Genomic DNA, 24614 nt, shown 5'->3' with positions numbered 1-24614 from the left:
ATGATGCTTGAGGGATGGCGCTGGTACGGGCCGGACGATCCGGTCTCGCTCGATGATGTCAGGCAGGCCGGCGCGAGCGACATCGTCTCGGCGCTGCATCAGGTGCCGATCGGCGAAGCCTGGACACGCAAGGCGGTCGAGGAGCGCAAGAACTTCATCGAGAACGGCCAACCCGGCCGTTCGCAGCTGACCTGGTCGGTGGTGGAATCGATTCCGATCCCGGACGACGTCAAGCGTCTCGGGGCCAAGGCAACGCGCTCGATCGAGACATGGATCGCGAGCCTGGAGGCGGTTGCCGAGGCCGGCATCAAGATCATCTGCTACAACTTCATGCCCGTCGTGGACTGGTGCCGCACCGATCTCGAATGGGAGCTGCCGAGCGGCGCCCGCGCCATGCGCTTCGACCAGGATCGCTTTGCTGCGTTCGAGCTGCACATCCTGAAGCGTCCCGCCGCCGTCCAGGAATACTCACCCGAGCAGCAGGCTCGCGCGAAAAAGCTGTTCGACCAGATGAGCCAGGCCGATATCGACTATCTCGTCATGGTCGTCGCCAGCGCGCTGCCGGGCTCGACCACCGAGCCGATGACCATCCCGCAATTCCGCGACCGGCTTGAAACATATCGCGACGTCACGCCAAAAATCCTGCGGCAGCATCTCGCCGAGTTTTTGGGCCGCGTCACGCCCGTCGCCGAGCAGCTCGGGGTTTCATTGACACTGCATCCGGACGACCCGCCGCGCCCGCTGTTCGGCCTGCCGCGCGTCGCGTCCAGCGCCGACGACTATCAGGCGTTGTTCGATGCCGTGCCGTCGAAGGCGAATGGTATCTGCCTGTGCACGGGCTCGCTCGGCGTGCGCGCCGAGAACGATCTTGCCGCGATGGCCGAACGCTTCGGTCCGCGCATCGCCTTTGCGCATCTGCGGGCGACCAAGCGCGAAGCGGATGGCCTGTCCTTCTACGAGTCCGATCATCTCGACGGTGACGTCGACATGGTCGCGGTGCTGAAGGCGCTGCTGAAGGAGAACGCGCGGCGTTCGCCCGACAAGAGAATCGTGTTCCGGCCCGATCACGGCCATCGCATGCTCGACGACCTCGCGGCGACCAAGCGCACCAATCCGGGCTACACCGCGATCGGTCGCCTCCGCGGTCTCGCCGAGCTGCGCGGCGCAATCCGCGCAATCGAGCATCAGTAGCAGGCCGCCATCGCGCCGAGCTTCGGATAGAGCCGGTCGATCGCGGCGATCTCGCTTTTCATCTGTGCAGTGATCCAGTCGCGGATCTCGGCGGCGATGGGGCGCATCGGCCGGTTGCGCGGTGGCAGGAATTCGCAGATGCGGCGCGTGGTGGTAAGCGTGTCGGAGGCCGGCACCAGTGCGCCGGTCAGCATCCAGTGCGAGGCGACTGTCAGCCAACCGAGCGCGATGCCCTGGCCGAGCAGGGCGGCCTGCATCACGACGGCATAGTCCGTGAAGCTCAGCGCCTTGGCCGCACCGCGGCGCCCCGTGAGAAGCGACGCGTAATCCGCGGCCCAGTCGCCCGGCGTCTCGGCGAGCCGAATGATGGTGTTGCCCTCGGCGGGATCGGTTTCGCCGAGATAGGCAGGGCTGCACATCGGCAGCATGACCTCCTTCATCACCAGCGTGCCGCCGGATGACGGCTCCTCGCGATCGCGGAAACGCATGCCGAGATCGACATTCTCCACCGGTCCGCGCAGCGCGCCGGAGATCAGTTGGAAGCGCAAATCGACCTGAGGAAATTGCTTCTGCAGCTTGTCGATGCGCGGCATCAGCCAATGCGTGGTGAAGGCGGAGGAGACCGACAGCGTCACCGTCTCGGTGCCCTTGCGGCGGCGCTCGATCTCGACCAGCCCGCTTTCGATGCTGCGAAAGCCTTCGAGCACGCGGCGATACAAGAGTTCGCCTTCCTCGGTGAGCACCGCGCGCCCCGCCTTGCGGTCGAACAGGCGGACGCCGAGATGGTCCTCGAACTGACCCAGCATCCGGCTCACCGCAGGCTGGGTGACGTTCAGTTCGGCGGCAGCCGCCGTGAAGCTGCCATTGCGTGCCGCTGCGTCGAAGACGAACAGGGCGTTACTTGAGGGCAGCATCCGACGTAGCTCAGGCATAACGCCATGTTATGGGCCAGGTGAGAATTTGGCAATTGCCGAGTTTTGCCAAGTCTGGTGTCATCGACATGACAGCCTAAAGACAGGGCTTGCGAGCGAAGAAGTTGGTGCGGTGCACGCTTCGACCGTAAGTGCTCAAATGTCTTGTCTATAAAGCAGGCTTATGGCGCGCAGTGAGGCACGCCATGTAGGGACATGGCGAGGTCGATCGTTGGACAAACGAGCGGAAAGCGTCGAGATCAGATCCGCGAGCAAGGCCTATGGCGCCGTTCGCGCCCTCGACGACGTGTCCCTCAATGTCGCCGCCGGCGAGTTCGTCTCGCTGCTCGGCCCCTCCGGCTCCGGCAAGACCACGTTGCTCGGCATCCTCGGTGGCTTCATCCTGCCATCGAGCGGAACGATCCTGTTCGGCGGCCGCGACGTCACCTGGATGCCGCCGCACAAGCGCGACATCGGCGTCGTGTTCCAGAACTACGCGCTGTTCCCGCATATGAGCGTCGGCGAGAATGTCGCCTTTCCCTTGCGCGCGCGACGGCTGCCCAAGGCGGTCTGGCCGGACAAGGTGCGCGCGGCGCTTTCGATGGTCGGCCTTGCCGGCTACGAAGAGCGCGGTATCGCGCAACTCTCCGGCGGCCAGCGCCAGCGCGTGGCGCTCGCACGCGCTATGATCTTCGAGCCGCGGCTGATCCTGATGGACGAACCGCTGTCCGCGCTCGACAAGCAGTTGCGTGAATCCATGCAGATCGAGCTGCGCACGCTGCACAAGCGCATCGGCGCCACCATCATCTACGTCACCCACGATCAACGCGAAGCGCTGACCATGAGCGACCGCGTCGCCGTGATGAAGGACGGCAGGCTGATCCAGATCGACGCGCCCGAGCGCCTGCACGATCATCCCGCGGATTCCTTCGTCGCGAGTTTCATCGGCGAGGCCACGATGCTTCCCGTGCGACGCGTCGATGCCTCCGGCGTTGCGCTCGGCAATTTCCTTCTGCGCAGCGCCCGCGCCATTCCCGACGGGGACGCGCTGATGCTCGCCGTGCACAGCGAAAAGCTGCTGATCGACGACGGCGCGCCGGACACCGCCTGCAATCGGCTCACCGGCACGGTCACCGACATCGTCTATCAGGGCGAGAGCCTGCGCATCTTCCTGGCGCTCGCCGATGGGATCGTGCTCAGCCTGCGCCAGGCGAGCCATCACGAAGCCTACAGCCGCATCCCGCCGCTCGGCGGTAGCCTCACCGTGACCCTTCACCCCGAGGACACCATCGTCGTGCCCAGGGTGAGGGACTGAACCCAAGCCTTGTCCAACCGAGAGAAGAAGCCAAAAATGTCGTCAGCAGCCTCGTTCAGCAATTTCAAGGTTCTCACCTTCGACGTCGTCGGCACCTTGATCGATTTCGAGACCGGCGTGCTCTCCGCGGTGCGCCGGATCTCGGGCAAGTCGCCGGCCGAGCTCAGCGACGACAAGATCTTCGAATCCTACAAGCGCGGTCGCGACAAGCATCACGAGCGTTCGAGTGAGGTGATGTTTCATGTCTATCGCTATCTTGCCAAGGAGCTCGGGCTGCAGGCCGATGACGCCTCCTGCGACGTCTTCCAGCTCGCGGTGCTGCGCTGGGGACCGTTCCCGGACTCGGTCGAGGCACTCAAACGCCTGCGCACCAAATTCAGGCTGGTCGCCATGACCAACGCCGACCGCGTCGCGCTCTCCTGTTACGCGCATGCGCTCGGCAATCCCTTCGATGATACCGTGTGCGCCGACGAGACTGGCGTTGCGAAACCAGATCCGGAGTTCTTCGCGTACAACAAGGGGCGCCAGTCCGCTTTCGGCTACAAGCAGTCCGATATCCTTCACGTCGCCCAGAGCCAGTATCACGACATCGGGATCGCGCGGAAGCTCGGCTACAAGGTGTGCTGGATCGAGCGCCGCCAGGGCATGGGCGGCTTCGGAGGCACACCGGCCGTGGAGACGCTGACCAAGCCGGACTTCCACTTTTCGACGTTGAAGGCGCTCGCCGACGCGGCCATCGGGCCGGCGGTGTAACTTTTGTGAGCGCGGAGATGACGCAGAACTGGAGCGCATTGCCGTCGGCCAACTCGCTGTGGGAAGCCACGGCGGAGCCGGCGCGGGCGTTTCCGGTCCTGTCCGGCGAGAGCCAAGCGGACGTGGTGATCATCGGTGCCGGCTATACCGGCCTGTCCGCGGCCCACCACATCGCCAAGAGCGGGCTCAGCCCCATCGTGCTCGAGGCCAACCGCCCCGGCTGGGGCGCGAGTGGCCGCAATGGCGGTGTGATCACCGCAAAGTTCCGCCTCTCGTTCCGCGAGATCGACGCCGTGCACGGCCGCGCCATGGCGCAGCGCATGTACGGGATCGCGCATGAATCCACTGATATCGTCGAGGAGCTGGTCTCCGAATTCGGCATCGCCAGTGCCGCGCTGACGCGCACCGGCCAGGTCAAGGCCGCCCACAACGACACGACCCTGAAGGCCGCGATCGACGAAGTGGCGTGGATGAAGCAGGAAATGGGCGATGCGGAGGTCCGCATCCTCGACAAGGGGCAAGTGCGCGACGAGACCGGCTCCGGCATCTTCGTCGGCGGCGTGCTCAATCCCGGCTCCGGCGGCATCCATCCACTGAATTATCTGCGCGGCCTTGCCGATGGCGTGGCGCGCCGCGGTATCCCCATTTTCCAGGAGTCGCCGGTCGTAAAACTTCGGCGCGATAATAGCGGCATCGTCGCCGAAACGCCGCAGGGCGCGGTGCGCGCGAAGCAGGCGATCATCGCCACCAACAGCTATTCCGACCTCACCGGCGCGACCGCGAACATGCAGCGCACGCTGATCCCGTTCCGCAGCGCCATCATCGCGACCGACAAGCTGCCGCGCAACCTCGCGGGAAGCCTGATGCCGACCGGGCGCACCTACACCGAGACCAAGCGCATGATGCGCTGGTTCCGCATGGTCGACAACCGCGTGATTTTTGGCGGCCGCGGCGCGTTCGGCAAGCAGGATTCGGAAACCGCCTTCGACGCGTTGCGCAAGGCGATGGTCGGCATCTTCCCGGATCTCGCCGACGTCCCGCTCGCCTACAAATGGTCGGGCCTTGTCGGGATGACGCTGGACTCGGTGCCGCATATCGGCCGGCTCGACGACCGCACGCTGTTCTCGATGGGCTACAACGGCGCGGGCGTGGCGATGTCGAGCCTGATGGGCCGCTATCTCGCCGCCTTCGTGCGCGGCGAGACGCCAGAGGTCGGGCTGCTCGACGCGCGGCGATTGAGAGCCATCCCGTTCTATCCGCTGCGCGAGCCCGCCGTGCGCATGGTCGCCGGCTGGTACCAGTTTCTCGATGCGATCGGACAGTGAGATTTACCTGGAGGAGGCGAGGATGAATACGAAACGGCTTGTTGGATTTGGCTACACGCTGGTTGGCGCGATTGCGCTTGGCGGGACCGCGGCCAGTGCCGCCGAGCAGATCACCTTCGTCTCGCAGGGCGGCGCCTACCAGCAGGCGCAGACGGTGGCGATCCTCGATCCCTCCGCCAAGAAGCTCGGCATCACCATCAATCAGGATTCGATTCCCGACGCCTGGCCTGCGATCAAGACCCAGGTCGGCAGCGGCAAGCCGATCTGGGACATTGTCGATACCCCGACCGGCAACTGCCTGCGTGGCGGCGAGCAGGGGCTGATCGAGAAGCTCGACTTCTCGAAGATTCCGAATGGCGCCGCGATGCCGGAGGCGTATCGCAGTCCCTATTCGGTTTCCTACGAGTTCTATTCCAGCGTACTGGCCTACAGCCAGAAGACCTTTCCGAAGGACGCGCCGAACAGCTGGGCCGATTTCTGGGACGTCAAGAAATTTCCCGGTCGCCGCGCATTGCGCAACCACCCGTTCGCGACGCTCGAGGCGGCACTGATGGCCGACGGCGTCGCGCCCGACAAACTTTATCCGCTCGACGTCGACCGGGCCTTCAAGAAGCTCGAAGAGATCAAGCCGCACATCACGGTGTGGTGGACCTCCGGCGCACAGTCGGCGCAGCTTCTCAATGACGGCGAGGTCGATATGGAGATGGCCTGGAACGGCCGCGTCAGCGCAGTCGCGAAGGAAGGCGCCAAGGTCGCCTTCACCTACAACCAGGGGGTCTTGCAGAGCACCTCGCTCTGCATCCTCAAGGGCGCGCCGAATCTCGAGACGGCGGTCAAATTCCTCAACGAGGCCGTCGATCCCGTGCACCAGGCGAATCTGCCGCTGCATATCGATTATGGCCCGGGCAACCCGAAGGCGTTCGAGACCAACGTGATCAAGCCCGAGCGCGCCGCGCAATTGCCGAGCGAGCCGGCCAATGCGGCCAAGCAGGCGCTGATGTCCTACGCCTGGTGGTCCTCGCCGGCGGGCGAAGCCGCCGAGAAGCGTTGGGCGTCGTTTATGCAGAAGTAAGCCAAGCGAGGCCGCGTTGACGACATCCGTGCCAGATCCATCGCAAAAGCATCAGCGCCGCGAGCATGCGCTGATGCTGGCATTGGTATCGCCGGCGCTGCTGGTGATCTTGGCTCTGATCGTGCTGCCGGTCGGCTGGCTCGCCTGGCAGTCGATCTACCATGACGGCTTCACGCTGGAGAACTATCGCCGCGTCTTCACCGAAGACATCTACTGGCGCAGCTTTGCGCTAACCTTCGAGATCAGCCTCGCGGTCACGGCAATCGCGCTGCTGCTCGGCTATCCCGTGGCCTACTTCGCCAACTCGGTGCCGAAAGGATGGAGCATTCTCATCCTGTCGCTGGTCGTGCTGCCGTTCTGGACCAGTGTGCTGGTGCGGGCCTATGCATGGCTGGCGCTGCTCCAGCGCACCGGCGTGATCAACCAGCTTTTGCGTTATCTCGACGTGACGCGCGAACCGCTCGCGCTGGTGCACAACACCTTCGGTACGGTGGTTGCGACGGTACACATTCTCCTGCCATTCATGGTGCTGCCACTCTATGCCACCATGCAGAAGATTCCGAGCGACCTCATGCAGGCCGGCGCCAGCCTGGGGGCGAGCCCGTCGCTCACCTTCGTCCGCGTCTTTCTGCCGCTGTCGCTGCCGGGCGTGCTCGCAGGTTCAACCATGGTGTTCGTGCTCTGCCTCGGCTTCTACATCACGCCGGAACTGCTCGGCGGCGGCCGCACGGTGATGGTGTCGATGCTGGTGAGCCGCAATGTCGAGCTCTACAACCAGTTCGGCGCTGCGAGCGCGGTCGCAGTCGTGCTGCTCTTAAGCGTGCTCGCGATCTTCTTCGCCGTCAGCCGCTTCATCTCGCTCGATCGCATATTGGGGCAGAAATGACACGATGGTCGCCTGCCCGGGTCGCCCTCTATGTGATCAGCGCGCTGGTGCTGGTCTACCTGATTTTGCCGGTCCTGATCATCGCGCCGATCTCCTTCTCCAGCGCGCGCTTTCTGACCTTTCCGCCGCCGTCGTTCTCGCTGCGCTGGTATCAGCAGTATTTCTCCAACGCGGCCTGGATGCAGGCGACGCGGGTGACGCTGACGGTAGCGCTCCTGACGGTGGTTGTCGCAACGCCGCTCGGCGTTGCCGCCGCCTACGCCATCAGCCAGTCGAAGCTGCGAATCATGCGCGTCATCCACATGGCGCTGCTGCTGCCGCTGGTGGTGCCGATCATCATCACCGCCGTCGGCATCTTCTTCCTCTATGCCAAAGTCGGCCTGGTCGCGACCCTGCCGGGCCTGGTGCTCGCCAACGTGATGCTGGGCCTGCCGTACGTCATCATCTCGGTGCTGGCGGGTTTGCAGAGCTTCGATCCGGCGCAGGAGATGGTGGCACGCAGCCTCGGCATGAACCGGCTGCGCAGCTTCTTCGCGGTGACCTTGCCGCAGATCAAGTCCAGCGTGGTCGCAGGCGGCATCTTCGCCTTCATCTCGGCGATAGACGAGACCATCGTCGCGCTGTTCATCTCCGGCGGCCAGTATCAGCCGCTGACCAAGCGCATGTTCACCGCGCTCCGCGACGAGATCGACCCGACCATCGCCGCCATCTCGACACTGATGACGGCGGCCTCGTTCATGCTGGTGCTGCTGGCGAGCGCGCGGCAGCGCAAAGGGGCATGACGGCAAGGAGGCCTGCTTCCCGGTCGACGTCCGAGAGAGGCATGGCTGCCGCCGCCATTTGCCGGAGAGGCATGACGAGGCCGTAATGCCGGGCAGCGGTTTCGGCCTTGCACCTTGTTTCCGGCTGTCCTACGCCAGCCCGGAACAAAAGTTTCGCGAAGCTGCGAAACGCATCGCCAAAGCCTTGAGGGAGCCGTCATGACCATTCGCAACACCCGCACCGGGGGCCAGATCCTGATCGATCAGCTGGTCGCGCAAGGCGTCGAGCGCGTCACCTGCGTGCCGGGCGAGAGCTACCTTGCGGCGCTCGATGCGCTGCACGACAGCCCGATCGACGTCATGATCTGCCGCGCCGAAGGGGGAGCTGCGATGATGGCTGAGGCCTATGGCAAGCTCACCGGGCGTCCCGGTATCTGCTTCGTCACCCGCGGCCCCGGAGCCACCAATGCCAGCCACGGCGTCCACATCGCGATGCAGGATTCCACGCCCCTCATCCTGTTCGTCGGTCAGGTCGACACCGGCATGCGTGAGCGCGAGGCGTTCCAGGAGCTCGACTACAAGGCGGTGTTCGGCACCATGGCGAAATGGGCCGTCGAGATCGATCGTCCCGACCGCATTCCGGAGCTGGTCGCGCGCGCTTTCCGCGTCGCCATGCAGGGCCGTCCCGGTCCCGTCGTGATCTCGCTGCCCGAGAACATGCTGACCGAGACTGCTGCCGTTGCGGACGCCATGCGGATCGAGCCGGCGGTGAGCTGGCCGGCGCCAGCCGATATCGAGCGCGTTGGCGCCATGCTTGCGAGCGCCAAGGCGCCGCTCGTCATTCTCGGCGGCTCGCGCTGGACCGATGAGGCGACCAGGAGCATCGCGCGCTTTGCCGAACGGTTCGACCTGCCGGTCGCGACCTCGTTCCGCCGGGCGTCGCTGATCGACGCCGATCACTCGCATTATGCCGGTGACCTCGGCATCGGGCCGAGCCCGGGCCTGAAGGCGCGGATCGACGGTGCCGATGTCATTCTGCTGATCGGCGGCCGTATGTCGGAGATGCCGTCCTCATCCTACACGCTGCTCGACATTCCGACCCCGCGGCAGAAGCTGATCCACGTTCATCCCGGCTCGGAAGAGCTCGGCCGCATCTATCAGCCTGAGCTCGCGATCCAGGCCACGCCCGCCGCGTTCGCGGCCGCGATCGAGACGCTGAAGCCGGCAGGCGCCGTTGCCTGGAAGGGCGAGGCCGCCAAGGCGCATGCCGATTATCTCGCCTGGACCGACAAGGCGCGCGAGCTGCCGGGCACGTTCCAGTATGGTCAGGTCATGACCTGGCTGCGCGATCGCCTGCCCAAGGACGCGATCGTCTGCAACGGCGCCGGCAATTATGCCGGCTGGATCCATCGCCATCACCGCTTCCACAGTTTTGCAGCGCAGCTCGCTCCGACGTCGGGCTCGATGGGCTACGGCGTGCCGGCCGCGGTGCTCGCGAAGCGGCAATATCCGGATCGGACCGTCATCGCCTTCGCCGGCGACGGCTGCTTCCTGATGAATGGGCAGGAGTTCGCGACTGCCGTGCAGTACGACGCAGCCCTCGTCGTCATCGTCATCGACAATGCGCAATACGGCACCATCCGCATGCACCAGGAGCGCGACTATCCCGGTCGCGTGGTCGGCACCCAGCTCAAGAACCCGGATTTCGCGATGTACGCAAAAGCGTTCGGCGGCCATGGCGAGCGCGTCGAGCGCACCGAAGAGTTCGCGCCGGCCTTCGAGCGTGCGCTCGCCTCGGGCAAGCCGTCGATCCTCCACTGCATCATCGATCCGCGCGCGATGTCGGTCAGTAAGGACTTTGCCCCTGCGGTGAAGGCTTAAGCGATGTCGGAGGGCCGCCACGTCGCCATCATCGGTGCCGGCGCGGTCGGCGTGATCAGCGCCATCGAGGCACTGCGCGAGGGACATCGCGTCACGTTGATCGATCCGGGCGAGCCCGGTGGCGAACAGGCGGCGAGCTACGGCAATGCCGGCTGGCTCTCCTCGCATTCGGTGATCCCGCCGGCCGAGCCCGGCGTCTGGAAGAAGGTGCCGGGTTATCTGATGGATCCGCTCGGGCCGCTCGCGATCCGCTGGTCTTATCTGCCGAAGGCGCTGCCCTGGTTGATCAAATATCTGCTCTCGGGCTGGACCGAGGCGCGGGTCGAGACGACGGCCTTTGCGCTACGCGACCTTCTGAAGGATGCGCCGCTGTTGCACAGGAAGCTCGCCGAGGAGGCGGGCGTTCCTGAATTGATCGAGCGTAACGGCGTGATGCATGTCTTCCCGTCGCGCGGCAATTTCGACGATGATCTCGGCTGGCGCGTGCGCAAACGCGTTGGTGTCGAATGGCTGGAGCTTTCGGCCGACGAGATGCGTCAGCGCGAGCCCGATTTGCATCCGCGCTACACTTTCGGCGTGGTGGTGGAAGAGGCCGGGCGCTGCCGCGACCCCGGAGCCTATGTCGCGGCCCTCGCGCAACATGCGCTTTCAAGCGGCGCCACGCTCGTGCGGACCAAGGCAATCGGGCTGAAGCTATCTGACAACAAGCTCGTGGCTGTCCTGACCGAGACCGGCGAGATTCCTTGCGATGCCGCGGTGATTGCCGCCGGCGCGCATTCGAAGCGGCTCACCGCATCCGTCGGCGATCCGCTGCCGCTGGAGACCGAGCGCGGCTATCACGTCATGATCGAGAATCCGGAATCGGGGCCACGCAGCTCGATGATGGCCTCGGATGCGAAGATGGTGGTGAACTGGACCGACAAGGGTTTGCGCGCCGCCGGGACGGTCGAGATCGCAGGCCTCGAGGCCGAGCCGAACTGGAAGCGCGCCGAGATTTTGCGCAACAACCTCTTCAGCATGTTCCCGAAACTGCCGACGGACATTCCGGCTTCGCGTATCAAGACCTGGTTCGGCCATCGTCCCAGCATGCCGGACGGACGTCCCTGCATCGGCTACGCGCGGGCATCGCGCGACATCGTCTATGCCTTCGGCCACGGCCATATCGGCCTGGTCGGTTCGGCCCGCACCGGCCGTCTCGTCGCCCAGCTTCTGAGCGGCAAGCCGCCGGAAATTCCGCTCGCACCGTTTTCACCCGATCGTTTTCTCTGAGATCGCATCATGACCGCTCCAGCCAACTCGTCCCTCCGAATCGCCCGCGGCGGCAAAGCCATTTATGGGGCGCCGCTCGGCATCTTGATGCTGGAGGCGCGCTTTCCCCGCATTCCCGGCGACATGGGCAACGGCACCACCTGGCCTTTCCCCGTGCTCTATCGCGTGGTGGGTGGGGCTTCGCCGGAGAAGGTGGTGCTGAAGGGTGCGGCCGGTCTGCTGCCTGACTTCATCGATGCGGCAAAGGATCTAGTGCGGCTCGGGGCCGAAGCCATCACCACCAATTGCGGCTTCCTCTCACTGTTCCAGAAGGAGATCGCCGCCGCGGTCGGCGTTCCCGTCGCGACCTCGTCACTGATGCAGGTGCCGTGGGTGCAGGCAACCTTGCCGCCTGGCAAGCGCGTCGGCGTCGTCACGGTGTCCGGTTCGTCCTTGACGCCGGCCCATCTCGCAGGTGCCGGCGTGCCGCTCGATACGCCGCTGGTCGGCACCGAACACGGCAAGGAATTCTTCCGCGTCCTGATCAAGGCCGAGAAGGACGATATGGACATCGCGCAGGCCGAACGTGACGTGGTCGAGGCCGGCAAGGAGCTGGTCGCCAGCAACCCGGATGTCGGCGCGATCGTGCTGGAATGCACCAACATGCCGCCTTATGCGGCGGCGCTTCAGGCCGAGGTCGGATTGCCCGTCTATGACATCTATTCCATGATTACGTGGTTTCACGCCGGACTTCGGCCGCGCCGGTTTGGCTAGAGGTCGAGAAGCTGCAGATGGCTGCTCTTCCTTCTCCCCTTGTGGGAGAAGGTGGCGCGAAGCGCCGGATGAGGGGTATCTCTCCGCGCGTGAATGCGCGGAGAGATACCCCTCACCCTAGCGAGTTCGTATCAGCCTGCGGTGATGCCCTCTCCCACAAGGGGAGAGGGCGCAGCCATGCGCATCGTGCGCTGTCCCACCGGCAGCGGAAGAGGCAGCTATACAATCCCTCGATACCTGATCGCGCCAGACGGTCAGAGCTTTCGGGCCTGAACATCGCTAGAGTGCTGCTCGAAATCCACGGAGACAAGCGGTGCACAGCCTTCAATCCAATCCCGACACGCGCGCAGACGATTGGCCGTCCGAGCTCTACCGCATCCTGAAAGCCGCCGACGTGCGGCAGATGTCCTACGTCCCCGATGCCGGCCACAGCCAGCTGATCCGCCTGTTCTCGGCCGACCGCGATGTCACCACCAACGTGCTGACGACGGAAGAGGAGGGCGTTGCCATCGCCGCAGGCGCCTGGCTCGGTGGACAGCGTAGCGTGCTCTTGATGCAGTCGAGCGGGGTCGGCAATTGCATCAACATGCTGTCGCTGTCGGCGATCGGACGATTTCCACTGCTGATGCTGGTGACGATGCGTGGCGAATGGGCCGAGTTCAATCCCTGGCAGGTGCCGATGAGCCGGGCGACGCAGCCCTCGCTGGAGGCGATCGGCCTTAAGGTAATGCGCGCAGAGACTGGAGAGGATCTGGTCGAGACGGTGGAATCGGCCGCAGCGCTCGCCTACGATTCCGATCAACAGATCGCGGTGCTGATCGGGCAACGCCTGATCGGCAAGAAGAAGTGGTGATGTCAATGCAAGCTCAGCTCGACCGCCGCGCCGCCGTTGCCGCGCTCTTGAAGAATCGCAAGGACACGCTGGTCGTCTCCGGCCTCGGCTCGCCGACCTATGACCTTCATTCGGTCGGCGACCACGACGGCAATTTCTATCTCTGGGGCGCCATGGGCGGCGCCGCGCTGATCGGGCTTGGCCTCGCGCAAACCCAGCCGGGAAAACGCGTCCTCGCCTTGACCGGGGATGGCGAGCAGTTGATGGGCCTCGGCGGCATCGCCACCATTGGCGTCGCGCGCCCGCGCAATCTCGACATCGTCGTGATCGACAACCAGCATTTTGGCGAGACCGGGATGCAGGCCAGCCACACCGGGCGCGGCGTCGATCTCACCGCAATCGCCGTGGCTTGCGGCTTTGCCGCCGTCGGAACCGTGCGGACGCTCAAGGAAGTGGAACGTCTGGCGACGCAGCTCGACGAGACGGCCGATGGCCCGCGGCTTTTTGTCATCAAGGTTCTGGCGGAAAATCCGCCGCGCTCGCTGCCCTCGCGCGATGCTGTCTTTATCAAGAACCGGTTCCGTGCTCATCTCGGCTTCGCGGCGGCCTGAGCCGGGTTTCTCACCCGGCGACATTCTGCCCCGAGCAGCTATCCTGGAGTGAGACCATGAAACTAACCGGCAAGGTCGCCGCCATCACCGGCGCAGCGCGCGGCATCGGCAAGGCTTGCGCAAAGCGATTCCTGGACGACGGCGTCAAGGTCGTCATCTCGGATGTCGATGCCGACGGCTTGGCCGCGACGGCCGCCGAACTCGCGCGACCGGATGCCTTACGTACCGTCGTCGGCGATGTCGCCAAGCGTGCCGATGTCGACCAGCTGGTTGCCACCGCCGCAAAAGAGTTCGGCCGGCTCGACATCATGGTCAACAATGCCGGCGTTGCCCGCAACCGGGACCTCCTGGAGATTTCCGAAGAAGAATTCGACGAGATCATCGGCATCAATCTGAAGGGCGCGTTCTTCGGTGTGCAGGCGGCGGCCAAGCAGATGATTGCGCAAGGTAGCGGCGGCGGGGTCATCATCAACATGTCCTCGGTCAATGCACTGCTGGCAATCCCGGCGCTTGCGACCTACGCCATGTCCAAGGGCGGCATGAAGCAGCTCACATCAGTGGCCGCCGTCGCGCTGGCTCCGCACAATATTCGCGTGGTGGCCGTCGGACCGGGCACGATCCTGACCGACATGGTGGCATCGTCCATCTACACCTCGGAGGATGCCCGCAAGACCGTGATGTCACGGACGCCGGCCGGCCGTGGCGGCGAGCCGAGCGAGGTTGCCTCGGTCGTGGCGTTTCTTGCGAGTGACGATGCCTCCTACATCACGGGGCAGACCATCTATCCGGATGGTGGGCGGTTGATTCTGAATTACACGGTGCCGGTGAAGGAGAAGTAGGACTCGGAAGGTTGTCCACACTCGCTGTCATCGCCCGGCTTGACCGGGCGATCCAGTACTCCGAGATAGCAGCGACAGGGCCGATGGGCCGCGGCGTACTGGATGCCCCGCCTTCGCGGGGCATGACAGCGGTGGTTGTATGCGGCTATTCCGCCGCGGCCGTCATCCCGTGACCAAGCCGTTTCGAAATGCCGCCCGCGCAGTCGCGTAGCGCGTGTGCAATCGGGCTGTCCCACCGGGCGTCGAACGTGCCTTCCGGCCCCATCGCGGTGATCACCAGCGCGACATGGCCGGAATGGTCGAACACCGGCGCTGAGAATGCGTTGACGCCGGGCAGGGGGTCGCCGAGCGCGCGGGCGAGGCCGTGCTTGCGGACCTCCGTGAGCATCTCAGTGAGCTTCGCGCCTTTCGCGGCGCGCTTCGGATTATAGCCGACGCCGTGACGATCGAGGCCGCTTTCGAGCGCGGCATTGATCGTTTTCTCCGGCAGGAAGGCCGCAAAGGCCCGACCCGTGGCCGTCTCCAGCAGCGCCATCACCGAGCCGGCCCGCATCACGATGTGAACGGGCTGGGCGGGTTCTTCCAGCTGCACCACGGTCGGGCCGTGCGTGCCCCAGACCGCGAGCGAGACCGCGTGCCCGATCTGACTTGCGAGGACCGCGATCTTCGGTAATGCGATACGTACGCCGGAGAGGCGGCGCAGGCTGATCAGGCCGAGCTCCAGCGCCAGTGCGCCGATCTCGTAGCGGCCGCTGGTCTCGTCCTGCTCGATCAGGCCGATGCGGGAGAAGCTGGCGAGATAGGGATGCGCCTTGGCTGGCGTCATGCCGGCCTCGCGCGCGAGATCGCGCAGCATCATGGGCTCGCCGCATCTGGCAAGCGCGCGGAGCAATTCTCCGCCAACCTCGATCGACTGGATGCCGCGGCTCTCTCTTTTCATACGGCTCCTGGCGTGCGGCTCGCTTACGCCGCGTTGCGCTTGGCGGCGCTGTCGGCGAGATGACGGCCGGCAATGTAGCCGAAGGTCAACGCCGGCCCAAGCGTGATGCCGGCGCCGGGATAATTGCCGCCCATGATGCTCGCCATGTCGTTGCCGGCGGCATAGAGCCCGGGAATGACCCGTCCTTCCGCATCCAGCGCCCGCGCGTTCTCGTCGGTGACGATGCCGGCATAGGTGCCGAGATCGCCGACCACCATCTTGATGGCGTAGAACGGCCCGTTCTCGATCGGCGCGACGCAGGGGTTCGGGCCGTGCAGCGCATCGCCCTGGTAGCGGTTATAGGCCTTCGAGCCCTTGCCGAAGGCGGCATCATGTCCCTGTGGTGCGGTCGCATTGAACTGCTTGACGGTCTCGACGAACGCCATGCTGTCGATGCCCGCCTTTGCCGCGAGCGCCTCCAGCGTCTCGCCGCGCATGAGATAGCCGGTCTTGAGGTGATGACCCAGCGGCATCGGGAATGGCGGCACGCAGCCGAGGCCGTATTTGCGCAGGGTCGGGTGGTCGCAGATGAGGTAGGCCGCGATCTCCTCGCCGGGCTTCGCAGCCTTCACCATGGCCTGGACAAAGTCGTGATAGGAATTGCCCTCGTTGGCAAAGCGCTTGCCGTCACGCATCACCGCGATCACGCCGGGTTTGGCGCGGTCGATGAAATGCGGCATCACACCGTTTGAGCCGTCCTTGCGCTTGGTGACCGAAACCGGGACCCAGGCTGCCGCGTTCGGAAGCCGGTCCTCGACCTGTCCGCCGGCGCTTTCCGCAAGCCGCAGGCCGTCGCCGGTGTTGCCGGTCGGTCCCGGCGAAAAATGCTCGTTCCCAGTCGGCGCGTGTGGGAACATCTTTTTGCGCCGTTCGACATCATGCGGGAAACCGCCGCAGGCGAGCACGACGCCTAGTCTGGCACGAATGCGGACGTCGCGTCCCTCGCGGGCGACGATGGCGCCGGTGACAGTGCCGTTCTCGACCGTCAGCTCGCGCACCGGGGCGGACAGCCACATTGGAATCTTCAGATCCTGCGCGGATTTTGCCAGTCGCCCGGCGAGCGCATTGCCGTTGGTCAGCGTCATGCCGCGGCCATAGCGCAGCACGTCCATCAGATGCCGCGACAGGCGCTTTGCGACATAGACCGCCGAATTCAGCGACTTCGTCGCGCGCATGAAATGGACGATGTCCTTGCCGGATCCGAGCATCATCCCGAATACGGTCAGCTCGGGCAGGGGCATGCCGAGGGTCTTGATCTGGTCGCCGAGCTCGCGGCCGTCGAACGGGCGCGCCACCATCGAACGACCACCCTGGGTGCCGCCGGGCGCCTCGGCGTGATAATCCGGGAAAACCAGCGGCATGTCGAAACGGAGCGCCGTCTTGCTGGTGAAAAAATCGACCGCCTCGGGGCCGGCGCTCAGGAACGCATCGACGCGTGCGGCGTCAAAATTGTTGCCGGCTTCATGGCGCAGGTAAGTCCGCGCCTGCTCGGGCGTCTCCGCGATGCCGTAAGCCTTGGCCAGCGAGGTACCGGGAATCCATAACCAGCCGCCGGAGCGGGCGGTGGTACCTCCGAAGCGTGGCTCCTTCTCGACGATCAGGACGTCGAGACCGCGATAGCGCGCGGTGATCGCGGCCGACATGCCGGAACAGCCCGATCCGGCCACGAGCACATCGCACTCGTAAGTCTCAATTGCGCTGCGCTCGTTGCCGGTCATGCAGGCCTCACTTCTTGAGCAGCGGACATTTGGATTCGGAGACCGGGCGGAAGGCGTCCTCGCCCTTCACCGTCTTGATGATCTCCAAATAATCCCACGGTTCCCTAGACTGCTCGGGTGTTTTCACCTTGGCGAGATACATGTCGCGAATGACGCGGCCGTCCTCGCGCAGACGTCCGCCATGAACGAATGTATCCTCGATTGGCAGCTCGCGCATCTTGGCCATCGCCTTGGCGGGATCATCGGTGCCGGCGGCCTTGATGGCCTTGAGATAATGCAGCACCGAGCCGTAAACGCCGGTCTGGATCATGGTCGGCATCACCTTGGTGCGCTCGTAGAATTTCCGCGACCAGGCGCGGGTCGCCTCGTCCATGTTCCAATAGGACGCCGTGGTCATGTAGGTGCCCTGCGCGGATTTGAGGCCGATCGCGTGCACGTCGGTGTCGAACATCAGGAGGCCGACCAGCTTCTGGCCGCCCTGGACCAGGCCGAACTCGCCGGACTGCTTGATCGCATTGTCGGTGTCCTGGCCGGCATTGGCGAAGGCGACCACGTCCGATTTCGAGCTTTGCGCCTGGAGTGCAAAGGAGGAGAAATCGGCCGTGTTGGTCGGGTGCTTCACGCCGCCGAGGACCTTGCCGCCCATCTCGTTGATGAAGCGGGTGGCATCCTTCTCGAGCTGCTGGCCGAAGGCGTAGTCGGCGGTGATGAAGTACCAGGATTTGCCGCCTTCCTTGATCACGGCGGAGGCCGTCACCTTCGACAGCGCGTAGGTATCGTAGGTGAAGTGGACCGTGTTCGGGCTGCAAAGCTCGTCGGTCAGCGAACTCGCGCCGGGGCCGGAGAGCAGCGCAATCTTGTTGCGCTCGCGCACCATGTTGTGGACGGCGATCGCGATGCCGGAATTGGGGATGTCGACGACGGCATCGACCTTGCCGTTGTCGAACCAGCCGCGCACGATCTGCACGCCGACGTCGGTCTTCATCTGGTGGTCGGCGCTGATGATCTCGATCGGCTTGCCGAGCACGGTGGGCCCGAACTCCTCTACCGCCATTTTCGCGGCCTCCACGGAGCCTGGCCCGCTGTTGTCGCGGCCCCAGCTCGACAGATCCGTCAGCACGCCGATCCGCACGGCGTCGTCGGAGATTTGCGCGTTCGCAACGGTGGTCATGGCAGCCGAAGTCATGGCCGCGAGCATGGCGCAGGCCAAAAGCCCTCTCATCGTCGTTCCCTCTCGTTTATGGCCGCTTGGCGCGGCTGGTTATTGTGACGGCAAGTTAGATAATGATGAATAAGTTTGTCAATGGCGAATAACGGGTGTGGCTCGGTTCCGCTTCCCCGCGGACGGCGCTGCCGCCATCGCACAACGGCTCGCATATCCGTCATTGCGAGCGGAGCGAAGCAATCCAGAATCCTTCCGCGGGGGCACTCTGGATTGCTTCGTCGCAAGTGCTCCTCGCAATGACGGGTGTTGAAGCAGCGGCGCGTAAATCCCGCATCCGAATCCTGGGAAGCCCACACGCCCGTAGGTTGCAACCGGCATCGCGATTGGCCAAGATGCCCTCTGGAATTTTGGGGCGGATGGTAATGACGGCAGCATCGGGGATCTCCACGGCGAGCGAGAAATCGACGACGGCGCAGGTGGTGTGGGCAGCCGCGCTCGGCACCGCGATCGAGTGGTATGACTTCCTGATCTACGGCACGGCGGCGGCGCTGGTTCTGAACAAGCTGTTCTTCCCGAGCTTCGATCCCTTCGTCGGCACGCTGGCGGCGTTCTCGACCTATGCCGTCGGCTTCGTCGCGCGGCCGATCGGCGGTGCGATCATCGGGCATTATGGCGACCGGCTCGGCCGCAAGAAGATGCTAGTCGCCACCATGATCGCGATGGGACTGGGCACGTTCCTGATCGGCTGCCTGCCGACCTACAGTCAGATCGGCGTCTGGGCGCCGATCTTTCTCGTCATTTTGCGCTTCGTCCAGGGCATCGGGCTCGGTGGCGAGTGGAGCGGGGCGGTGGTCATGGTGGCCGAGCACGCCGGTAACCGCCGCGGCTTCTACGGCAGCCTGGTGCAGATCGGCTTCCCCGTCGGCGTTGCCGCGTCCACCGGCATTTTTGGTCTGATGACGCAGCTGCCCGAGGCGGACTTCCTGAGCTGGGGCTGGCGCGTGCCGTTTCTGATCAGCATCCTGCTCGTCGGTGTCGGCTTCATCGTGCGGCTGAAACTTGCGGAGACGCCGCACTTCAAGGAGGTGCTCGAGCGCAAGGAGGTTCTGGCGCAGCCGGCGCTGGAAGTGCTGCGCCGCGACTGGCGCAGCTTCCTGCTCGCGATCGGCATCACGGTGTCCGAAGTCGGGCTCGCTTATCTCCTCACTGTTTTCACCGTGGTCTACGCCACGACGCAGCTCGGTCTGCCGCGGCAGGTGATCCTGAACGCGGTGGTCTATGCCGCGCTCGTCGAGCTCGCGACGCTGCCCCTCGCAGGCTGGCTGTCCGACATCTTCGGCCGCAAAGCGCTGTATCTCGCCGGTGGCGTGTTCTCGGTGGCGCTGGCGTTTCCGTTGTTCTGGTTCCTCGACACCAGGGACCCGGCGCTGATCACGCTCGCGCTCGTCGTCACGATGACACTGACGCATGCGTTGCTGTTCGGGCCGAAGGCCGCCTTCATGCCGGAGCTGTTCCGCACGCAGGTGCGCTACAGCGGCGCATCGCTGGGAGCCAACGTTGCGGCGGCGCTGAGCGGCGGCTTCTCGCCGCTGATTGCGACGGCACTGCTGGCATGGGCCGGTTCTTATTGGGCCGTCTCGGTCTACATCGTCGCGCTGTCGATGATCACGATCATCGCGACCCTGCTGGCGCCGGAGACGGCGCGGGACCAGCTCAGGTCCTGAGGACCGCTTTCATCACGTCTGCCGCGCCAGCGGACCTGCACGTTCGAAGCTATCGCTTTGTATGCAAGTCGTGACGCCTTCTTATGCGCGTTGCCAAAAGCCGGTGCAGCGGGGCGAACCATTAGCCGCGTTTATGCGGCGAATTTTTACTTCCAATTTTACTTCACAACATCCCGCCCATAGCCTCCCTCGCAATTGATCACATCCGCAGCCGGTCAATGGCGACCGGTGCGCAGCGTTCATCGTAGCCAACGAGGGTTGCCATGCTTGACAGGGACAAGGGGACATCCACTGCCAATCCGGTGGGGACGAGCGACAAGCCTGCGAAAAAGCTGAGCCGGCGCACGCTGTTGAAGGGCGCAGCGGCCGTGGCCGGCGCGGCCGCAGGATCGGACGCGATCCGCGGATTCCCGACGATCTGGGCGCAGGAGATCAAGGACATCGAGCTGCGCCATGTCGGCGTGTCCTATTCGGTGGTGAAGGCGATCGGCGACCAGGCGGCCAAGGATCTCGGCTTCAAGGTGACGATGCAGAACCTCGACACCTCCGCCGCCATCAACCGCTTCATAAGCCAGCCTAATACGGTCGACATCGCCGATCTCGAGGGCTGGCAGGCCAAGCTCGCCGCCAAGCGCGGCGTGATCCAGGGCATCGAGGTCAAGAAGGTCAAGGAGTTCGACAACATCCTGCCGATCTTCACCAAGGGCGAGATCGACGGTCACAAGATCCCGCGCCAGGGCATCTCGCCCTACGAGGCCATGTATATCGCCAAGCCGGATTCGACCGATCTGAACGACGGTGTGACCGAATGGGCGACCTTCCTGCCGCAGGTCTACAACGCCGACTCCATCGGCTACCGCCCCGATCTCGTCGGCCATGAAGTCACCGAATGGAAGGATCTGATCGATCCGAAATTCAAGGGCAAGGCCGCGATCCTCGACGTGCCCGCGATCGGCATCATGGACGCCGCGCTCTGCTTCGAAAGCGCCGGGCTGATCAAGTACGGCAACAAGGGCAACATGACCAAGGAGGAGATCGACTTCACCTGCAACAAGCTGATCGAGCTCAAGAAGCAGGGCCAGTTCCGCGCGACCTGGACCACCTTCGACCAGTCGGTGCAGCTGATGGCGGCGGGCGAAGTGGTGATCCAGTCGATGTGGTCGCCGGCGGTTGCCGCGGTGCGCGTAAAAGAAATCCCCTGCGTCTACGCGCCGGTCAACATCAAGAACGGCAAGGAAGGCTATCGCGGCTGGTGCAACGGCATGGGCCTGATGAAGCATCTCTCCGGCAAGAAGCTGGATGCCGCCTACGAATATCTCAACTGGTATCTGTCGGGATGGCAGGGCGGCTTCGTCGCGCGCTACGGTTACTACAGCCCGGTGCCTTCGACCGCGAAGAAATTCCTCACGCCGGCCGAATGGGCGTTCTGGTACGAGGGCCAGCCCGCGCCCGAGGTGGTCAACGACCCCTATGGCGTGCCGATGGAGAAGAGCGGCACCAAGCGTGACGGCGGCTCGTTCCTCGACCGCGTCAAGAACATCTCGTGCTGGAACACCCTGATGGACGAAGCCGCCTACATGAACAAGCGCTGGAACGACTTCAAGGTGGCCTGAAACCTGCTTCACCTGACGTGAACGAAGCGCCGGCGCGGCAATGCGCCGGTGCCAAATGACCGAGTTCGAGGCGTTTGCCGACATGCAGACCAGTCAAACCCTATCACGCGCAAATCTCGCTGGCTGGCTCTACGTGTCGCCGCTTGTACTGGTGCTCGTGCCGTTCTTCGTTGCGCCGATCCTGGTCGTGCTGGCCGCGAGCTTCTTCGCCACCGACGGCTTCGGCGGGCTGACGCCGGGCTTCACGCTCGCAAGCTATGTCGAGGTGCTGCATTCGGCGCTGACGCTGAAACTGTATCTGGCGACGATCAAGTTCACGGTGCTGACCTGGATATTTACGCTGATCATCGGCTTCTTCGTCGCATACTTCCTGGTTTTCCACGTCCGCAACCAGCTGCTGGCGATTGGCCTGTTCCTGCTTTGCACGGTACCGTTCTGGACCTCGAACATCATCCGGATGATTTCCTGGATTCCGCTGCTCGGCAAGGAAGGCCTGATCAACCAGGCGCTGCTGGCAATGGGCGTGATCCGCCAGCCACTGGAAGTGCTGTTGTTCTCGGACCTGGCGGTCGTCATCGCCTATGTCCACCAGCTCACCATTTTCATGATCGTGCCGATCTTCAATTCCATGGCACGGATCGACAAGAAGCTGATCGAGGCCGCGATCGATGCAGGCGCCAGCCGTTTCGACATCATGCGCCTGATCGTGGTGCCGATGTCCAAGAGCGGCATCGCGCTCGGCACCATCTTCGTCGTCTCGATCGTTATGGGCGATTTCTTCGTCGTCAAGGTGATGTCCGGCGGCGGCTCGGCTTCGGTGGTCAGCGCCTTCTACGAGGACGTCGGCGTGCTGCAATATCCGACCGCGGCGGCGAGCGCGGTGCTGCTGACGCTGGTGCTGGTCGCGATCGTTTCGCTGATCCTGCGCACCGTCGACATCAGGCAGGAGATCACGCGATGAGCGCGGTTCTCGCCGACATGCCCAAGACTGACATTTCCAAGACTGACATTTCCAAGACTGACATGTCAAAGACGGTCGCGCCGGCGACGACCAAGGCGATTGCACCGAGCAAGGGCGGCCGGCCGTGGACGTTCTATGTTCTGGCGACGCTATTCGGGTTCTATGTGATCGCCCTGTACGGCCCGATGTTCTGCATCTACGTCCTGTCGTTCCAGGACATTCGTGGCGGCCTCGTGTTCCCGATGAAGGGCACTTCGCTGCACTGGTTCGTCGATCTCTTCACCCAGGTGCGGACCGGCGACGTCAAGGGCTCGTTCGATCGTTCGATCAAGCTCGCCGTCATCGTCACTGCCATCACGGTGGTAGTCTCGTTCCTCGCCGGGCTCGGTTTTCGCAAGCGCTTTCGCGGCGACACCGTCGTGTTTTACATGATGATCGGCAGCCTGGTCGCTCCGGGTCTCGTGCTCGGCCTCGGCACCGGTCTGTTGTTCCAGGCGCTCGGGCTCAATGCGAGCTGGTACACCTCGGCGCTCGGCGCGCAATTGTCCTGGACGCTGCCGTTCGGCGTGCTCGTGATGTTCGCGGTGATGTCGCGCTTCAACCACGTCTGGGAGGAGGCGGCCTACGACCTCGGCGCCAGCCGCTGGCAGTCGATCCGGCTGGTGATGATCCCGGTGCTGGCGCCCGGCCTGGTCGCGGTCGCGCTGTTCGGCTTCACGCTCTCCTACGACGAGTTCGCCCGCAGCCTCCAGACCGCGGGCTCGCTCAACACGCTGCCGCTGGAGATCTGGAGCATGACGCTGAACGTCACCTCGCCCTCGCTTTACGCGCTCGGCACGGTGACGACGATCGTGTCCTTCATCGTCATCGGCGCGAGCCTGGGCAGCATCGTGCTGATCCAGAAGAAACGCGGCAGCAGCACAAAGGGTTGAGCTGGGAAATGAAGAGCGATCGCGGCGATATCGAACTGGCGGGCGTCTGCAAGAGCTTTGACGGCGTCAGCAATGTGGTCGACGGCGTCAACCTCAAGATCGCCGATGGCGCTTATTGCTGCTTCATCGGCCCGTCCGGCTGCGGCAAGACCACGATTCTGCGCATGATCGCCGGCCACGAGGACCCGACCGCCGGTGAGATCGTGATCGGCGGCCAGAACGTCGTCGGGCTCGCGCCGGTGCAGCGGCGCACCGCGATGATGTTTCAGTCCTACGCGCTGTTCCCGCACCTGACCGTGCGCGAGAATATCGCCTTCGCATTGCGCGTCCGCGGCCAGTCCAAGGCTGATCGCCTGCGCGCTGCGGATGCCATGATCGAGAAGGTGCGTCTGACGCAGTTCGCCGACCGCCTGCCGGCGCAGCTCTCCGGTGGCCAGCAGCAGCGCGTGGCGCTGGCGCGCGCGGCGATCACCGAGCCGAGGGTGCTGCTGCTCGATGAGCCGCTCTCCGCCCTCGACGAGCAGCTCCGCGTGCAGATGCGCCAGGAGCTCAGGCGGATGCAGCAGGAGCTCGGCATTACCTTTATCCACGTCACCCACACCCAGCTCGAGGCGATCGCGCTCGCCGATCTGGTAGTGGTGATGGAGCAGGGCAGGATTAAGCAGGCGGGCGCGGCCCGCGACGTCTATGCCCATCCGCACGATCGTTACGTCGCCGAGTTCATGGGCGGGCAGAACGTGCTGTCGGGGCGTGTCGAGAAAGTCAACGGTTCGACCTTTACGCTCGCGCAGGCCGCGCCTGATGGCATCGAGGTCCCGCTCCAAGCGCGGTCCACGGTCAGCGTCGGGGACAAGATCGATATCGCCGTGCGCCGCGACGATGTCGCGCTGGTCCGACCGGGCAGGGAGCTGCCGCCGGGCTGCTCCAATTCGCTGCCGAGCCGCGTGCTCGCGATCGAATACCAGGGCTATTTCGTCAAGGTCATGCTCGACACCGTGCCGGACGACGCGTTCGTCGCCTATGTGCCGGAAAAGACCTTCTTCGCGGATCCGTTCACCGTCGGCGACGTCGTGATGGCCACATGGGCCACCGGCAGCGCGCTTCCACTCGCCTAAAGATCCGT

The 24614-nt window shown here is 64.4% G+C and carries 22 protein-coding genes; 18 read left to right on the top strand and 4 right to left on the bottom strand.

The annotated features are described in order from the left end of the window. The gene (gene uxuA / locus AC0L3U_RS28465; protein WP_473364051.1) at window positions 1-1191 is read left to right on the top strand and encodes a mannonate dehydratase; all 1191 of its coding nucleotides are present in this window, start codon (window positions 1-3) and stop codon (window positions 1189-1191) included. Here the strand turns inward: uxuA and AC0L3U_RS28460 are convergent. Beyond that, entirely contained in the window at window positions 1185-2123 is a 939-nt protein-coding gene (locus tag AC0L3U_RS28460) for a LysR family transcriptional regulator (RefSeq protein ID WP_106945810.1), read from the bottom strand. The two genes, uxuA and AC0L3U_RS28460, sit on opposite strands and share 7 nt — an antisense overlap. A 211-nt stretch (window positions 2124-2334) precedes the next feature. Between AC0L3U_RS28460 and AC0L3U_RS28455 the strand changes: the two genes are divergently transcribed. The 12 genes from AC0L3U_RS28455 (at window position 2335) to AC0L3U_RS28400 (ending at window position 14399) form a co-directional block, all read left to right on the top strand. Beyond that, on the top strand, window positions 2335-3417 hold the full coding sequence (locus tag AC0L3U_RS28455; RefSeq protein WP_473364050.1) for an ABC transporter ATP-binding protein: 1083 nt from the start codon (window positions 2335-2337) through the stop codon (window positions 3415-3417). Window positions 3418-3453: 36 nt separating this feature from the next. Next, on the top strand, window positions 3454-4170 hold the full coding sequence (locus AC0L3U_RS28450; RefSeq protein WP_473364049.1) for an HAD family hydrolase: 717 nt from the start codon (window positions 3454-3456) through the stop codon (window positions 4168-4170). Window positions 4171-4187: 17 nt separating this feature from the next. Then, window positions 4188-5495, top strand: coding sequence for an NAD(P)/FAD-dependent oxidoreductase (locus AC0L3U_RS28445; protein ID WP_473364048.1), 1308 nt, complete (start codon window positions 4188-4190; stop codon window positions 5493-5495). A gap of 22 nt (window positions 5496-5517) precedes the next feature. Beyond that, complete coding sequence (locus tag AC0L3U_RS28440; protein ID WP_473364047.1) at window positions 5518-6567, top strand: ABC transporter substrate-binding protein; 1050 nt, start codon at window positions 5518-5520, stop codon at window positions 6565-6567. A gap of 73 nt (window positions 6568-6640) precedes the next feature. Then, on the top strand, window positions 6641-7453 hold the full coding sequence (locus tag AC0L3U_RS28435) for an ABC transporter permease (RefSeq protein ID WP_473364082.1): 813 nt from the start codon (window positions 6641-6643) through the stop codon (window positions 7451-7453). Continuing rightward, window positions 7450-8235: an ABC transporter permease gene (locus tag AC0L3U_RS28430; protein ID WP_473364046.1), complete on the top strand. Its 786-nt coding sequence runs from the start codon at window positions 7450-7452 to the stop codon at window positions 8233-8235. Before AC0L3U_RS28435 ends, AC0L3U_RS28430 begins: the two co-directional genes overlap by 4 nt. 198 nt (window positions 8236-8433) lie before the next feature. Next, window positions 8434-10095 (top strand): thiamine pyrophosphate-binding protein, encoded by a 1662-nt coding sequence (locus AC0L3U_RS28425; protein ID WP_473364045.1) that lies wholly within the window; start codon window positions 8434-8436, stop codon window positions 10093-10095. A gap of 3 nt (window positions 10096-10098) precedes the next feature. Next, on the top strand, window positions 10099-11364 hold the full coding sequence (locus AC0L3U_RS28420) for an NAD(P)/FAD-dependent oxidoreductase (protein WP_473364044.1): 1266 nt from the start codon (window positions 10099-10101) through the stop codon (window positions 11362-11364). Window positions 11365-11373: 9 nt separating this feature from the next. Beyond that, window positions 11374-12117: an aspartate/glutamate racemase family protein gene (locus AC0L3U_RS28415; RefSeq protein ID WP_473364043.1), complete on the top strand. Its 744-nt coding sequence runs from the start codon at window positions 11374-11376 to the stop codon at window positions 12115-12117. Between the two features lie 313 nt (window positions 12118-12430). Next, window positions 12431-12970 carry a thiamine pyrophosphate-binding protein gene (locus AC0L3U_RS28410; protein WP_473364042.1) on the top strand — a complete coding sequence of 180 codons (540 nt, stop codon included), beginning with the start codon at window positions 12431-12433 and terminating at the stop codon, window positions 12968-12970. After that, entirely contained in the window at window positions 12970-13560 is a 591-nt protein-coding gene (locus AC0L3U_RS28405) for a thiamine pyrophosphate-dependent enzyme (RefSeq protein WP_473364041.1), read from the top strand. Before AC0L3U_RS28410 ends, AC0L3U_RS28405 begins: the two co-directional genes overlap by 1 nt. Window positions 13561-13616: 56 nt before the next feature. After that, entirely contained in the window at window positions 13617-14399 is a 783-nt protein-coding gene (locus tag AC0L3U_RS28400) for an SDR family NAD(P)-dependent oxidoreductase (protein WP_473364040.1), read from the top strand. A gap of 145 nt (window positions 14400-14544) precedes the next feature. Here the strand turns inward: AC0L3U_RS28400 and AC0L3U_RS28395 are convergent, their stop codons facing one another. The 3 genes from AC0L3U_RS28395 to AC0L3U_RS28385 are packed head-to-tail and all read right to left on the bottom strand — an operon-like array spanning window position 14545 to window position 18318. Next, window positions 14545-15339: an IclR family transcriptional regulator gene (locus AC0L3U_RS28395; protein ID WP_473364039.1), complete on the bottom strand. Its 795-nt coding sequence runs from the start codon at window positions 15337-15339 to the stop codon at window positions 14545-14547. Window positions 15340-15362: 23 nt separating this feature from the next. After that, window positions 15363-17096, bottom strand: a complete 1734-nt coding sequence (locus tag AC0L3U_RS28390; protein ID WP_473364038.1) for an FAD-dependent oxidoreductase — start codon at window positions 17094-17096, stop codon at window positions 15363-15365. Between the two features lie 7 nt (window positions 17097-17103). Beyond that, the gene (locus AC0L3U_RS28385; RefSeq protein ID WP_473364037.1) at window positions 17104-18318 is read right to left on the bottom strand and encodes an ABC transporter substrate-binding protein; all 1215 of its coding nucleotides are present in this window, start codon (window positions 18316-18318) and stop codon (window positions 17104-17106) included. 365 nt (window positions 18319-18683) lie between these two features. On the opposite strand from AC0L3U_RS28385, the gene AC0L3U_RS28380 reads away from it, so the two are divergent. From AC0L3U_RS28380 to AC0L3U_RS28360, 5 genes are all read left to right on the top strand, one after another. Then, complete coding sequence (locus AC0L3U_RS28380; protein WP_473364036.1) at window positions 18684-19985, top strand: MFS transporter; 1302 nt, start codon at window positions 18684-18686, stop codon at window positions 19983-19985. Window positions 19986-20248: 263 nt separating this feature from the next. Continuing rightward, window positions 20249-21598, top strand: coding sequence for an ABC transporter substrate-binding protein (locus AC0L3U_RS28375; protein ID WP_219681221.1), 1350 nt, complete (start codon window positions 20249-20251; stop codon window positions 21596-21598). Between the two features lie 55 nt (window positions 21599-21653). After that, window positions 21654-22559 (top strand): ABC transporter permease, encoded by a 906-nt coding sequence (locus AC0L3U_RS28370; protein WP_473364035.1) that lies wholly within the window; start codon window positions 21654-21656, stop codon window positions 22557-22559. Then, a complete protein-coding gene (locus tag AC0L3U_RS28365; RefSeq protein WP_473364034.1) occupies window positions 22556-23491 on the top strand; it encodes an ABC transporter permease in 936 nt (311 codons plus the stop codon). Before AC0L3U_RS28370 ends, AC0L3U_RS28365 begins: the two co-directional genes overlap by 4 nt. 8 nt (window positions 23492-23499) lie before the next feature. Further along, complete coding sequence (locus AC0L3U_RS28360; RefSeq protein WP_473364033.1) at window positions 23500-24606, top strand: ABC transporter ATP-binding protein; 1107 nt, start codon at window positions 23500-23502, stop codon at window positions 24604-24606. Window positions 24607-24614: the final 8 nt, after the last annotated feature.

Source organism: Bradyrhizobium sp. Kon69, from assembly GCF_055807515.1.
Note: the sequence above shows the minus strand (reverse complement) of the source record. Positions and strands in the feature narration are given on the sequence as shown.